Consider the following 14137-nt stretch of genomic DNA (forward strand, 5'->3'; position numbering starts at 1 on the left):
AAGCGCCTGGAGCGCACCGTCCCTGGCTGATACATCGCGATGATCTCCCAGGCGGCGATGGCGGTCGGTCACTGATCACATCGCGTGCGTCGGGGCACCCATAACGGGTCAACGGCCGTTCGAGCCGCATCCACAACAATGCTTTGATCCCGGCGCGTTCCGTAGTCCTGGGACCTGAGGTGTGCCCGAAGGGGCGGATATGACTGAACCTGACGCAACGCCCAGTGCTGCCGTCGGAAAGGACACCATTGTCGTTCTGAGCGAAGTTGGCGAGCCGGACTGTTGCCAACCTGCGGTCCGGCTACCGGGTCTGGATGGCTCAAGGTCAGTTCATCCCACCGAGTCGGCTGATCGCCGAAGGTTCTGTCGTCGCGCTCGCCGGCCAGCGGCGGAGTTTGCGGGCAGAGCGCCGGGCTCTTAGCCAAGGGAAGGTGATCACTCCGAGAGCCATCAGGGCCGCCACTGCTGTGGCCGAGGCAGAGCGGGAGGTGAAGGAATCGGTGATTGCGCTCGAGACGAGATTGATGATCAGACCGCCCAGGACACCGCCGAGCAAGAGACTGAAGACTGGCTGTTGGAGCGCTTGCCTGAGGGTCCGGCCGAGTGTCGGCGACTGGATGCGGCGCAGGAGTTTGTCGGCGGCCACGAGGAGATCCGCGGCGACACCCGACTCGATCAGCCGTGCACGACATTGCTGATCAAGGTGTCCGCAGCGGAGCTTGACGGCCTTGTCGATCTTGTTGGGGACATAGTCGAATAGGCAGCCGCGAACCTCGTCATGAGCCAGGTCGGTCCATAACGCATCCGGGCTGCTGGACACGTACAGAAGTTGCAGAAGCTCGGTGATCGCGGACTGAGCCAGATACTCCTCGGTGGTACGGCCGGAGGAAACGCACACCTCCTGGACCTGGTGCAGGCTCAAGATGATCAGGCCTGGGCTGACGTGGGAGCCGAACAGATTCCTCTCGATCGGCGCTCGGGTGATCCCCACCATGACCTGTTCGGGCTCAGCGGTTGCCGCGAGAACCGCGAACAGACGGGGCAGGCTATAACCGATCGCGCTGATGTCGGGTTCACCGAGGGCCGTGACCTCCGGACCGACGATTGCCCGGATGGCTCGTTGCGACCGGTTGATGATCCGGCACACCTCGACTAGATCGATGTCTTCGACAAGGCCGAGTTCGACGAAGCAGATGGTTAGCACTCGGTGATCATCCCGGATCGGGCTGGCGTTCAGGTCCGTTCCAGGGCAGTCCGCCGACCTGGGTAGGTTGGCAGGCAACTGAGATAGGTGAACCGGAACCCCTCTTTCCGACTTTAGGCTGTCCCGAGTTGAGTCACGAGTCATGATCGTCTATTGTTCCGTGACGAGCCGAGGCTCAACCGTCCCCGCGCAGGTGGCGGGGCTGATCCCTGCGACAGGTGGAGCGGGACCCTGTTCCGGAATCCATCCCTGCGTCACGCGGGGCCGGACGTAAGTCCAGTGGGGTGAGAGGTGCGGGCGCGCCCAGGCCGAGTTAAGTCGGGCGGGCTCTCGTTGGCGCGAGAAGCCCGCCCTCTCTTCCATCTCTGAGTCGAATCGAGAGTGAGGAAGATATGCAGGATGGTAGTACCAATCCCGACGAGCCCCGCCACCATGGGCGGCTTGACGTACCGCTCCACGGCAGGTGCGTGCTGACGTTCCTGGCCAGTTCGCTCGTCGCGGGCTCCGCGGGCGTCCCTAGCGGGCTTGTGGCCCACTCCGCGGCTGGCGGTGGCACTCAGGGTTTGCTGGCTGGCGTTGCGGTGGGGTTGTCCGCCGCGATGTTGGCGTTTGTTGGGGTCGCCGTTCGCATCGGTCGTCTGATCGGGTGACGTGAGTGCCGGGTGCTGCCCGTCCCGCACGGGCGGCACCTGGCGCGGTGAGTTTGTCGGTCGGTTGTGCTCTCATGTCCCGAGCCGTTCGGGTGCCCGACCGCACCTCCAAACGGGTGGTGCGGTTACTCCTTCGGATGCGGCTTGCGGTGTGTGCGCAACGGTCCCTGGGGCGCCCGGGATACGAGAGCTGTGAGGGAGAAGCTAGTGAGCAGTGACTCGTGGTTGTCGGCGTGGGCGAAGTCTGGAACGGACGACTCGGGCACGCTGACGGGCTGGTTGCCGCTGTTTCAACATCTCGACGACGCAGCCGCTGTGGCGGGCCTGCTGGTGGATCAGTGGGTTTCGCGGCAGGTCCTGGCACGCATAGGACGCGAGTTTCCCGGCGGGGTGGCCGACGCTCGTTTGTTGATCGTGTGGTCAGCGTCGGTCCACGATGTTGGCAAGATTTCCCCGTCGTTCTCGATCCAGGTCGCGACGCTGGCCGATCACATGCGGCGCCAGGGTTTAGCAGCGAATCCGCTGCTGGCGGGCGCGTCGGACCGATCGCTGGTGGGACATGCGCTGGTTGGGCACTTGGCGGTGCGAGATTGGCTGGCGGACGAGTTGGGGTTCGATTTCTCTGGTGTGGCGTCGCAGTTGGGGTCGATTGTGGCCAGCCATCATGGGGTTCCGCCGTTGCCCGGCGATGTCTCGTTCGCGGAGGACAGCTCCGGCTTGGTGGGCACCGGAGTTTGGGCGCAGGCAAGGGTCGCGTTGTTGGAACGAGCGGTGCAGCGGGTGGGCGGGCGTGAAGTGTTGGCCCAGCTTCGGGATGTGTCGTTGAGTGTGCCTGCGCAGACGTTGATCACCGCGATCGTGATCGTGGCCGACTGGATCGCCTCGAATCCAGAGTTCTTCCCGTTGTGGCCGTTGTCAAGTCTCGACGGCCCGCTAGTCAAGCCGGACGAGGAGGTGACCGTCGAGCGGGCGAAGGCGGGGTGGGCCGCAGTTTCCCTGCCCGGCCGTTGGGCCGCTGGCGCGGTTGACGGTGACGTGGAGGCGTTGTTTCAGGCGAGGTTTGACCGTCCGGGTGGGGTGGTGCGGTCGGTGCAGGTTGCGGCGGTGGAGGCGGCGCGGGAGATGCGTGGGCCGGGGATGGTGGTGATCGAGGCGCCGATGGGGTCGGGGAAGACCGAGGCGGCGTTGATGGCCGCGGAGGTGTTGGCTGCCGCGTCGGGCGCGGAGGGTTGTTTCGTGGCGTTGCCGACGCAAGCGACGACGGACGCGATGTTCTCCCGTGTGCGTCGGTGGCTGGAACGGCTTCCTGGGTGTGTGAACGACGAGCGGGTGTCGGTGAGCCTGGCGCACGGGAAGGCGCGGTTGAACGAGGAGTTCGACGGTCTTGTCCGAAAGGGACGGTTCACGTCGGTGGGCGACGGTGACGAGTGTGGGGTCGTGGCGCATCAGTGGCTCAGCGGGCGGAAAAAGGCCGGATTGGCCTCGTTCGTGGTGGGCACGATCGACCAGGTGCTGTTCGCGGGGTTGAAGTCGCGGCATGTGATGCTGCGGCACTTGGCGTTGGCGGGCAAGGTCGTGATCATCGACGAGGTGCACGCCTACGACGTGTATATGTCGCGGTACTTGTGTCGGGTGCTGCATTGGTTGGGCGCCTACGGGGTGCCGGTGGTGTTGTTGTCGGCGACACTGCCTGACGTGCGCCGTGAGGAGTTGGTGCGCGCCTACGACAGTGGCCGCGGGGACGGTGTAGCGACTGCGACGGTGTCGGGGTATCCAGTGGTGACCGCGACTGGTGTGTCGCCTCGAGTGCTGGAGTTGCCGGACGAATCAGCTGTGGTCGCGATGGATCGACTGTCGGATGATCTTGACGCCCTGGTCGCGTACCTGGATGGCCATCTCGGTGATGGTGGCTGCGCGGTGGTGGTGCGCAACACGGTGGCGCGGGTACAGGAGACCGCCGATCGGCTCGCCTCGGTGTTCGGCGCGGACGCGGTGACGATCAACCACGCCCGGTTCCTCGCCCATGACAGATCTCTACGGGATCAGGACTTGTTGGCGCGATTCGGGCCGGTGGAGTCGGGCGCGGTCAGGCCTATGCGGCATATCGTGGTGGCCTCGCAGGTGGTCGAGCAGTCGCTGGACGTCGACTTCGATCTGATGATCACCGATCTGGCGCCGATGGACCTGCTGCTGCAGCGCATGGGCAGGCTGCACCGCCACGACCGGGTCCGGCCGGAAGGGGTAAGTTCCCCGCGCTGCGCGGTGGTCGGGGTGCAGGACTGGGCCGCGGCCCCGGTATCCCCCGTTGACGGATCAGTAAAGGTGTATGAGGAGTTTCCGCTGCTGCGGGCGGCGGCCCTGCTGGTGGACCGCGACAGCATCCGGCTGCCGCACGACATCGCGGAACTCGTTCAGCGCGCCTACGGCGACGACACGGTCGGCCCGCCGGACTGGCTGGAGCGGCTCGAGGTTGCGAGGTCGGCCGCGGTGGCGTCGGCTCGCGCGCGGGTTGAGGCGGCCAAGGTGTTCCTGCTCGACGAGGCGTCCGAGGCGGAGACGTTGGTGGGTTGGCTGCGGGCGGGGGTCGGCGACGCCGAGGACGATCCTCGCGGCGTCGCGCAGGTGCGTGACGGCCAGGACTCGCTTGAGGTTCTCGTCGTCGAGCGGGACCCCGACGATGGGCTGCTCGTTCCATCGTGGGTGAAGGGTGGGGGCACGCAGATCCCGTTGGACGAGATGGTGTCGTGGGGCCAGGCCAAGGCGATCGCGGCGTGCTCGTTGCGGCTTCCGTTGGCGTTGAGCCACGGCGGCGTGATCGACGAGGTCATCCGCGAGCTCGAGCTGCGGCACCGGTACAGCAGTTTCGACCGTAATCCCCTGTTGAAGGGCCAGTTGGTGCTCGCACTCGACAGTGACAGGACCACCGAGTTGTGCGGCTACGCGCTCACCTATGACCTGCACAAGGGGTTGGTGCACGAGCGTTCGGGGCGTGCGGCGTGAGCGAGGTCGACGGCGGGCGTCCGTCGTTCGATTTGGTGTCTCAGCCGTGGCTGCTGGCCCACAGGCTCGACGGGTCGACGTGCGAGTTGTCGCTGCTGGAGGTGTTCACCGAGGCGCACCGGCTGCGCGGGTTGGCCGGGGATGTCTCCACCCAGGTGTTCGCGGTGACCCGGCTGCTGCTGGCGATCCTGCACCGCGCCGTCGACGGCCCGCGCGACCGCGACGCGTGGCGCGCGCTGTGGCGAGCCGAGGAGCTGCCGGTCGAGGCGGTCCGGGCTTACTTGGACAAGTATCGCGACCGGTTCGACCTGCTGCACCCGGTGACGCCGTTCTTCCAGGTCGCCGGGCTGCGCACGGCCAAGGGCGAGGTGACCGAGGTGGCCAGGCTCGTCGCCGATGTGCCGAACAACCACAAGTTCTTCAGCAGCCGCCAAGGCGAGGTGGCGCTCGGGTTCGGCGAGGCCGCGCGGTGGCTGGTGCACTGCCACGCCTACGACCCGTCGGGGATCAAGTCAGGTGCCCAGGACGATGAACGGGTCAAGGGCGGCAAGGGATACCCCATCGGCACCGGATGGTGCGGCTACCTCGGCGGCGTGCTCCCTGAGGGTGCGACGCTGCGGGAGACGCTGCTACTCAACCTGCTCCCCCACAACCAGCACCCCGGCTACCAACCGGCCCTCGACCTGCCGGTGTGGGAACGCGCACCGGACAGCGGCGGCGAGCGTGAGGCCGGGCAGCCGATCGCGACCGGACCGATCGATCTGTTCACCTGGCAGTCCCGCCGGCTGCGCCTGGTCGTCGACGGGGAGGCGGTCACCGCGGTGCTGATCTGCAATGGCGACCGGATCACGCCGCAGAACAAGCACCCGGTCGAGACCCACAGCGGCTGGCGGCGCAGCAAGCCTCAGGAGACCAAGCTGCGGATCCCGACGGTGTACATGCCGCTGGAGCACCGGCCGGAACGCATGATCTGGCGCGGGCTGGACGCGATGCTGCCGACCGCGCCCGCCCAAACCACGCAACGCGCTGAGGCTGCGGCCAGGTTGCGGCCGACGGTGCTGGAGTGGATCAGCGAGCTGACTACAAACCGGGTTGTGCCCAAGGACCTGATGCTGCGTGTCCGGGTGTTCGGCATGACCTACGGCCCGCAGAGTTCCACCACGACCGAGATCATCGACGACGCGTTGGCACTGCGCACCGTGCTGCTCGGCTCCGACGCGACCGACCTGACCGGCGCCGTGCTGTCGTCGGTCACCGCCGCTGAGAGCGCCGCCCGTGCGTTGGGATCGCTCGGGGCGGACCTGGCCATCGCCGCCGGACAAGCGGGCCTGGACAAAGGCACCGCGGCCCGCACCCGCGCCCTCGAATCCGCCTACGCGGTGCTCGATCCGCTGTTCCGCGAGTGGATCGCCACCCTGGCCGCGGGCACCGATCCTCTCGACTGCCAGTTCGGCTGGCAGCGGACGGTCCGCCACCACATCGCCCGGCTCGGCGAGACGATGGTCGCCGCGGCGCCGCCCAGTGCGTGGACCGGCCACGTCGACAGCGGCACGAAACGGCTTGTCACCTCGGTGCACGCCGACGGCTGGTTCCGGCGCGGCTTACGCGAGGCGCTGCCCTACGCCCACCCGACGATCGAACAGGATGAGGATGTCTCCGCCGCGACCACCAGTGCACACGATCATCGATGAGCGCGTCCGCGTCTTGCAGGAGGGCTACCTGAGCAACCGGTCGGCCGCCGTGGGCGCGTTGGCCCGGCTGCGCCGCGGGCTGGGTAAGCCTGCGGGGAGTGTGTTGGACATTCTCGACCACACTCACCACCCCGAGTTCGTGCTCGATCCGCAGTCCGACGAGGCCACCCCGCAGGAGCGGGCCGCGCACCTGGCGATGACGCTCTATGCCCTGCATCAGCAGGCCCAGACACAGCGCATGCACAAGGCAGGCCGCCGGTTCGGGCAGGCCGTGCGGGCGCTGGTCGCCGGGGACCTCACACCGCAGGACCCGGTGGCGCGCCGGTTCGCGATGATCGGCACGGCCGACAGCCTCGACGAACTCACCCACCACCTGCGCGGAATGATCCAACTGCTGCGCACCAAGCAGATCCCCCTCGACTACGGCCGTCTGGCCACGGACCTGCTGTTCTGGCAGTTCCCCTCCAGCGCCGCGGGTGTGCGGCTGCGCTGGGGCCGCGACTTCCACTTCAGCAAGACCACCAACACCGACTGACTCGCGAAGGACGACCACCGTGGCCCGCACCATCCTCGACCTGCACGTGATCCAGACCGTTCCGCCGAGCAACCTCAACCGCGACGACACCGGCAGCCCCAAGTCCGCCGTCTACGGCGGCGTCCGCCGCGCCCGGGTGTCCAGCCAGGCGTGGAAACGCGCCACCCGCGACGCCTTCGCCGACCTGCTCGACCACTCCGAACTCGGTGTGCGCACCAAACGGGTCATCGAGCTGATCTCCCAAGAGATCACCCGCCAGGACCCCGCGCTCAAAGACCGCTCGACGGAGTTGGCCACGGCGGTGTTCACCGCCGCCGGGTTCGAGACCAAGGAAGCCCGCAAGAAGAAGGGCGAGGAACCGGCCGGGCCCGCCGAGGCGAAGTACCTGTTCTTCCTCAGCCACCGCCAAGTCGAGAACCTCGCCGCCCTCGCCGTCGAGGCCGCCAACGCCGCGGACGGGGGGCCGATCAAGCTCGACAAGAAGGACGTCAAGGCCCGCGCGAACCGGGACCAGTCAATCGACGTGTCGCTGTTCGGGCGGATGATCGCCGACGCCACCGAACTCAACGTCGAGGCCGCCTGCCAGGTCGCCCACGCGCTGAGCGTGCACGCCGTGGCCAACGAATACGACTATTACACCGCCGTCGACGACCACAAGAAAGCCGACATCGAGGAGGACTCCGGCGCCGGGATGCTCGGCACCATCGAGTTCAACTCCTCCACCCTCTACCGCTACGCCACCGTCGACGTCGACGCCCTGCACGACAACCTCGGTGACGCCGAGGCCACCCGCCGCGCCGTCGAGGCGTTCACCCGGGCGTTCGTCACCAGCATGCCCACCGGCAAGCAGAACACCTTCGCCAACCGCACCCTGCCCGACGCCGTGCTCCTGGTCGTGCGCGAGACCCAGCCGATCAACCTCGTCGGCGCGTTCGAGGACCCCGTGCGCGACGGCGAGAAAGGCGGACGCATCCCGGCCGCGATCGCCCGGCTCGCCGCCCACGCCGCCGAACTGCACGAGGCGTTCGACGAGACCCCGGTGACCGCGTGGGCTATCGGCGGCGGGGAACGGGTCGACCTGCTCGGTGACCTCGCCACCCGCCACAGCCTCACCGCCGCGGTCACCGCCCTCGGGGCCACCGTCACCGAGCGGCTGGCGGCAGGCGCGTGAGCACGCTGCTGCTGCGGCTGGCGGCGCCGCTGCAGTCCTGGGGCACCAGCAGCCGATTCACCCGCCGCACCACCGACCTCGCACCCAGCAAGAGCGGCATCATCGGGCTGCTCGCCGCCGCCCAGGGCCGCCGCCGCGTCGACCCGATCACCGACCTGCTCGACCTGCGCGTCGGCGTCCGCATCGACCAAGCAGGCCAACTCGAACGCGACTTCCACACCGCCCGCACCCGCGACGGTGACACCGCCATGCCCCTGTCCGAACGCTTCTACCTCGCCGACGCCGTCTTCACCGTCGCCGTCGAAGGACCCGCCGAACTCACCGCCGCCCTCCACGACGCCCTGCTGCGACCCGCGTTCCCCCTGTTCCTCGGCCGCCGCTCGTGCCCACCCGCGGGAAAGCTCGTCCTCGGCCTGCTCGACGACGGTCTCGATGACGTCCTCGACGCCACCAGCTGGCAAGCCTCACCCCGTGTCCAACAACGCCACCGCGAACCCACCGTCACCCTCGATATCGTCCGCGACTGTCCACCCGAGGCAGACGACGCCAAGCAGTTCGTCGACGGCGTGCACCGCAAGGTCGTGCGCGACCAGCCGATCAGCTTCGACCCGCGCCACCGCCAATACTCCTGGCGCACCGTCGCCTACACCACGACCACCATCCCCAACCCGCGACACCAACCCACCCCCGGCACCGGGGCCGACCCGCACGACCCCATGGCCGAACTCGGAGCCTGACCGCGATGCACCTGACCCGATTCGAGATCAACACCGCCCGACGCGGCGCCCGCGACCTACTCGCCTCACCCCAACGCATGCACGCCGCCGTCCTCGCCAGCTTCCCCAACCACCAACGCAACGCCACCACCGAAGGCCGCGTCCTCTGGCGCGTCGACCACGGCCACAACCAGACGCTGCTCTACATCCTCAGCCCCCACCAACCCGACCTCACCCACCTGGTCGAGCAAGCGGGCTGGCCCGCCACCCACACCTGGCTCACCCGCCCCTACGCCAACCTGCTCGACGGCATCGACAAAGGCGACCAGTGGATCTTCCGGCTCGCCGCCAACCCCACCCGCAGCTCCCCCAAAACCCCCGGCGGCCAACGCACCCAGCGCTACGGCCACCAGACCGTCGACCACCAGACCCAATGGCTGCTCACCCGAGCCGAACGCAACGGCTTCGTTATCCCCCACGGCATCCACGACGTCCCCGACCTCGCCATCACCAACCGGCGAACCTGGAAGTTCACCCGCGACAACGCCCCGGTCACCCTCGTGACCGCCGTCTATGAAGGCCGCCTGGAAGTCACCGACCCCGACGCCCTGCGCCGAGCCCTCACCCACGGCATCGGCCCCGCCAAAGGCTACGGCTGCGGCCTGCTCACCCTCACCAAACCCCGGTAGACCATGGCCGACATCCCCGGAGCCCGCCCGGTCCCCATCTCACACCTCACCCGAGCCCAGGACCGGCTCACCTTCATCTACCTCGAACACTGCGTCGTGCACCGCGACGCCAACGCCATTACCGCCCGAGACGCCCGCGGCATCGTCCACATCCCCGCCGCGACCCTCGGCGCGCTGCTTCTCGGCCCCGGCACCAACGTCAGCCAACAGGCCATGGTGCTACTCGCCGAGAGCGGCTCCACCGCCGTATGGGTCGGCGAACACGGCGTCCGCTACTACGCCCACGGCCGGACGCTCACCCAATCGGCCCGTCTGCTCGAACGCCAAGCCGCCCTGGTCAGCAACCGCAACAGCCGCCTGCAGGTCGCGCGCGCCATGTACGCCATGCGCTTCCCCGACGAAGACACCACCGGTCTGAACATGCAACAACTCCGCGGACGGGAAGGCGCCAGAGTGCGCCGCATCTACCGAAACCACGCCCAACGCACCGGTGTGACCTGGGAACGTCGCGACTACGACCCCACCGACTTCACCGGCGGCACGCCCATCAACCAGGCCCTCTCAGCCGCCAACACCAGCCTCTACGGCGTCGTCCACGCAGTCATCGTCGCACTCGGATGCGCACCAGGACTTGGCTTCGTCCACACCGGACATTCCAAGTCGTTCGTCTACGACATCGCCGACCTCTACAAGACCGACATCTCCATCCCCATCGCCTTCGACATCACAGCCCGGGAAGTCTCCGACATCGGCGCCGAAACCCGCAGAGCCGTCCGCGACCACATGAAAGACGGCGCCTTCCTCGAAACCTGCGTCCGCGACATCAAAACGCTGCTCGCCGACCAACCAGACGTCATCGAATACGGGCCCGAAGCCTTCGAGGACCCCGACATCGTCATGCTCTGGGACGACAACGGACGAACCGTCGCAGCAGGAACCGCGTACGAGGAAGACGAACTCTCATGACCGTCATCGTCGTCGCAGCGTGTCCCACCGGCCTGCGCGGTCACTTCACCCGCTGGCTGCTTGAAATCGCACCCGGCGTCTTCGTCGGCAAGACCACCACCCGAGTCAGAAACCTTATGTGGCAGCGAGTCACCGAAATGGCCAAGACCGGGCGGGCCATCATGGTCCACACCACCAACAACGAACATGGCCTCGCGTTTCAAGTCCACAACCACGACTGGACACCCATCGACTACGAAGGCATCAACCTCATCCTCCGCCCCAACAACCAACAAGCCGACCGCCCGGAACGCAAGACCGGCTGGAGCAACGCAAGCCAACGCCGACGACGCCCCACCCCCAACCCGAAACCAAACGACAACAGCACCTGACGGGACGGGTGACCTTCACGAACCGCCCCGCGAATGCTCGGAGAATCGGTCTCTTCAAGCGGCTGGACCCGGCCGGAACAACCTCGCGACCTCGGGAAGGCCACGTCGAGGTCAACGGCGTGCACCACTGGACGGGAACAACCCGCAAATAGGCAAGCCCCTTTCACCCGTATCTGCGGGTCGATACGAGAAGCAGCCCCGCTGCCGCCTGCCAGGGCGAAGGGTTCTGGCGCAGTTTGCGTGATCAAGTTAGTCTTACTGGTGGGCCTCGGCGTTACTTGGTGAGTAGGATTCGCTTGCGTAGCAAGGGAAAGTTGGCCAGACCAAAGCATTGCCTCTTGAGCATCTTGATTCTGTTCACGGCTCCCTCGGCGGGGCCGTTGTTCCACGGCAAGGTCAGACCCGCGGTCACCGCCGCCAAGTCCTGTCGCAGGCCGGTCACGAAGGAGTGCAGCGCGGGCAGCTTGTCGTCACCGACGCGGTCCATCCAGTCGGGTAGACGCTCCCCGCGCAGGTCGCGGATCATGCGGGCGAACGCTCCTACGTGGCGGCGGGTGGCCTCCAGTTCGGGGCAGCGGGCCAGGACGGCTTTGAGTCGTTGTTCGTCCTCGCCGTTGAGGTTGTCGGGGTCACGCATGATCCAGCCGGTGACGTGCCGGATCTTCGGTGCGGCCGGCGCCGGATCCGGGGCTTTCCGCCTGGGCCGGAAGGGCTGGACGTAGCGGTAGACAGTGCGTTCGCTGCCCCGGTAACCCAGCGTGCGGATCTCGGCGGTCAGGCTGGCGGCATCGGTGCAGCCCTCGTTGAACCGCTGATGCAGATGCGATTTGAAGTCATCCAGCAGCGAGGACCGGTTGAGGGTCTTGGCCAGCAGTTCCTCCACACTGGTGGCGTAGAAGAATCGCCGCGCGGTCTTGCGGTCCAGGTCGAGTTCAGCGGCGATGGCCCGGATGCCCTTGCCCTGGGAGCGCAACGCCTGGATCGCGGCGTGGCGTTCTCGGAACTGCCCCACGATCGGCCTGATCTCGACTATCGGGGCGAGCGCGGTGTCCGGCGTGGAGCTCTGCGCCGCGTCCGCAACGACGGCGTCTTCGTTCCCGCCTTCACCAGGGCGTTCACTGTCCGCTGCGGCCTGAGACGTGATCTCGGGCTCGGCCAGGCAGGCACGGTGGGCGACCACGGTCTTCTCCACGGCTTCACCGAGGTTCTTCCATATGTGCCAACGGTCGGCACATTGAGTGGCCTGCGGCGCACCCCGCGAGACTGCCTCGGCATAGGCGGCGAAACGGTCTCGAGTAACGATCCTGATCTCCGGATGGGCCTTCAGCCACTCTGCGAGCGTGTCGGCTTCCCGGTCTGGCAACACGTCGATCGGTTGTCGTGTTGCCATGTCGAGCACGATCGTGGCGTAGGTCTGGCCGCGTTTGATCGCGAAGTCATCCACGCCGAGGACGGTCACGGCCCCGATCGGCGGGTCTGGCAGCGCGCGAACCAACCGCAACAACGTGTCCCGGCTGGCAATCAGCCCGAGAGTGTCAGCCAGACGCTGGCCAGCGCGCCCAGCCAACGCTAATCCGATGGATTCCAGCATCCGTCGTAGCAGGAGACTCCGCCGGGCATACCGTGCGGTCAGTCCCTCGACCTGCTCCACGAACGTCCCCTGAGGACACTCCAGGGTGTCGCAGAAGAACCGTCTCACGCGAAGCCGCAGCGTCGCCGGCCGGCCTGCGATGGCCGCGTCAGCTACCTGCCGGTCATATCGGCTATGCACCCGCGACGACGAGTGCCCACACGCCGGGCAGACAGCGGAGCACGACCGGGAATGGGCCCAAATCCGGACGCCTGCCTCGTCGTGGTCGACCCGGTCGATCACGACATCGGCCAGATGCGGAAGAAGGAGGTCAAGACCCTGATGATCACACCGGGCACATGATCACAGACTTCATGATCACCAAGCAAGAAGTTGATCACGCAACCTGCGTCAGAACCCATCCTCATGGCAAACGAGCACTCAACTGGTCCCATGCCCGTGGCAGACGACAGCCCCGCGAACGTGGGGAGGATCGCGTCGACGGTGTCATACGGCGTCCAGCGCGCGGGTGTCGAGGGAACAGCCCGCGAGCGCGGGGAGGACCTGTTCGGCGACACCTCATCGTGGCGCGCACGTCGGGAACAGCCCCGCGAGCACGGGGAGGACGTTCCCGTGCGCGCCAGATCCGGTGCGACACCGGAACAGCCCCGCGAGCGCGGGGAGGACCTGCGGGGGCCGTGAACTGGACGGGGTCCGTCAGGGAACAGCCCCGCGAGCGCGGGGAGGACGTTGGAGCCGACCGAGCCGTGCGGCGGGCCGGAACAGCCCCGCGAGCGCAGGGAGGACATGCCGCCCGCAGATGGCGCACCGGTAGCCCTGGGAACAGCCCCGCGAGCGCGGGGAGGACAACAGGCGACGATGTTCCGCCGCGCGCCACCCGGGAACAGCCCCGCGAGCGCGGGGAGGACGCCGCCGTCGGGCAACTGGGCCAGCATGGTCTGGGAACAGCCCCGCGAGCGCGGGGAGGACTTGCTCGCCGAAGCGGGCTTGACCGTCGCGGAGGGAACAGCCCCGCGAGCGCGGGGAGGACGGCCTTCAGGCGGTGCTCGACGCGACGAACACGGGAACAGCCCCGCGAGCGCGGGGAGGACTTCTCAAGGGCGACGTCGGTGGAGTCGGGCCGGGGAACAGCCCCGCGAGCGCGGGGAGGACGCGGTCGTCTTCATCTCCGTCATCTCGGCCAAGGGAACAGCCCCGCGAGCGCGGGGAGGACCCCGAATTCGAGTCGCTGACCGCCTACAACCGGGGAACAGCCCCGCGAGCGCGGGGAGGACACTGCCCTGTGCCGGAATGGATGATGGCCGACGGGAACAGCCCCGCGAGCGCGGGGAGGACCTGCTGATCGAGTCCGGTTTGGACTGGGGACGGGGAACAGCCCCGCGAGCGCGGGGAGGACGTCGGCGCGGTCGCGGCTGGGCAACCCGATCACGGAACAGCCCCGCGAGCGCGGGGAGGACGACCTCGGCACGGACAAGCAGTTGGCGCATCCGGGAACAGCCCCGCGAGCGCGGGGAGGACCGGATCAACCGGGATTTGTTGATCGGGGTTTGAGG

At 67.6% G+C, this 14137-nt stretch carries 10 protein-coding genes and 1 CRISPR repeat array (1 of these 11 only partly in view); of the genes, 8 read left to right on the forward strand and 2 right to left on the reverse strand.

Translation table 11 applies throughout. The features are described 5' to 3' along the window. Positions 1-325: 325 nt before the first annotated feature. The gene (locus BN1701_RS19850) at positions 326-1204 is read right to left on the reverse strand and encodes a hypothetical protein (RefSeq protein WP_054051033.1); all 879 of its coding nucleotides are present in this window, start codon (positions 1202-1204) and stop codon (positions 326-328) included. An 857-nt stretch (positions 1205-2061) separates the two neighbouring features. Here BN1701_RS19850 and BN1701_RS19860 point away from each other — a divergent pair. The 8 genes from BN1701_RS19860 to cas2e are packed head-to-tail and all read left to right on the forward strand — an operon-like array spanning position 2062 to position 10993. Next, the gene (locus tag BN1701_RS19860; RefSeq protein WP_082859940.1) at positions 2062-4854 is read left to right on the forward strand and encodes a CRISPR-associated helicase/endonuclease Cas3; all 2793 of its coding nucleotides are present in this window, start codon (positions 2062-2064) and stop codon (positions 4852-4854) included. Then, a complete protein-coding gene (gene casA, locus BN1701_RS19865) occupies positions 4851-6545 on the forward strand; it encodes a type I-E CRISPR-associated protein Cse1/CasA (protein WP_054051037.1) in 1695 nt (564 codons plus the stop codon). The genes BN1701_RS19860 and casA overlap by 4 nt, the downstream gene beginning before the upstream one ends. Then, positions 6499-7080 carry a type I-E CRISPR-associated protein Cse2/CasB gene (gene casB / locus BN1701_RS19870; RefSeq protein WP_054051039.1) on the forward strand — a complete coding sequence of 194 codons (582 nt, stop codon included), beginning with the start codon at positions 6499-6501 and terminating at the stop codon, positions 7078-7080. Before casA ends, casB begins: the two co-directional genes overlap by 47 nt. 19 nt (positions 7081-7099) lie before the next feature. Beyond that, positions 7100-8251, forward strand: coding sequence for a type I-E CRISPR-associated protein Cas7/Cse4/CasC (cas7e, locus tag BN1701_RS19875; protein ID WP_054051041.1), 1152 nt, complete (start codon positions 7100-7102; stop codon positions 8249-8251). Beyond that, a complete protein-coding gene (gene cas5e / locus BN1701_RS19880) occupies positions 8248-8988 on the forward strand; it encodes a type I-E CRISPR-associated protein Cas5/CasD (RefSeq protein ID WP_054051044.1) in 741 nt (246 codons plus the stop codon). The genes cas7e and cas5e overlap by 4 nt, the downstream gene beginning before the upstream one ends. Positions 8989-8993: 5 nt before the next feature. Then, positions 8994-9656 (forward strand): type I-E CRISPR-associated protein Cas6/Cse3/CasE, encoded by a 663-nt coding sequence (gene cas6e / locus BN1701_RS19885; protein WP_054051046.1) that lies wholly within the window; start codon positions 8994-8996, stop codon positions 9654-9656. 3 nt (positions 9657-9659) lie between these two features. Beyond that, positions 9660-10622 carry a type I-E CRISPR-associated endonuclease Cas1e gene (cas1e, locus tag BN1701_RS19890; RefSeq protein WP_054051048.1) on the forward strand — a complete coding sequence of 321 codons (963 nt, stop codon included), beginning with the start codon at positions 9660-9662 and terminating at the stop codon, positions 10620-10622. After that, complete coding sequence (gene cas2e / locus BN1701_RS19895; protein WP_054051051.1) at positions 10619-10993, forward strand: type I-E CRISPR-associated endoribonuclease Cas2e; 375 nt, start codon at positions 10619-10621, stop codon at positions 10991-10993. Before cas1e ends, cas2e begins: the two co-directional genes overlap by 4 nt. Positions 10994-11267: 274 nt before the next feature. On the opposite strand, the gene BN1701_RS19900 is transcribed toward cas2e, so the two are convergent. Then, on the reverse strand, positions 11268-12866 hold the full coding sequence (locus tag BN1701_RS19900) for an ISL3 family transposase (protein ID WP_157368099.1): 1599 nt from the start codon (positions 12864-12866) through the stop codon (positions 11268-11270). 166 nt (positions 12867-13032) lie between these two features. After that, positions 13033-14137: direct repeats of the CRISPR family, unit length 25 nt; unit sequence ACAGCCCCGCGAGCGCGGGGAGGAC (it continues 1246 nt past the right edge of the window).

Origin of the sequence: Alloactinosynnema sp. L-07 (assembly GCF_900070365.1) — a bacterium.
In the GTDB taxonomy this organism is placed as follows: Bacteria; Actinomycetota; Actinomycetes; order Mycobacteriales; family Pseudonocardiaceae; genus Actinokineospora.

Bases quoted from the DNA above. Each gene is read 5' to 3' on its own strand.
- casB (WP_054051039.1), top strand. From the start codon at position 6,499: ATGAGGATGTCTCCGCCGCGACCACCAGTGCACACGATCATCGATGAG.
- cas6e (WP_054051046.1), top strand. From the start codon at position 8,994: ATGCACCTGACCCGATTCGAGATCAACACCGCCCGACGCGGCGCCCGC.
- cas2e (WP_054051051.1), top strand. From the start codon at position 10,619: ATGACCGTCATCGTCGTCGCAGCGTGTCCCACCGGCCTGCGCGGTCAC.
- cas1e (WP_054051048.1), top strand. From the start codon at position 9,660: ATGGCCGACATCCCCGGAGCCCGCCCGGTCCCCATCTCACACCTCACC.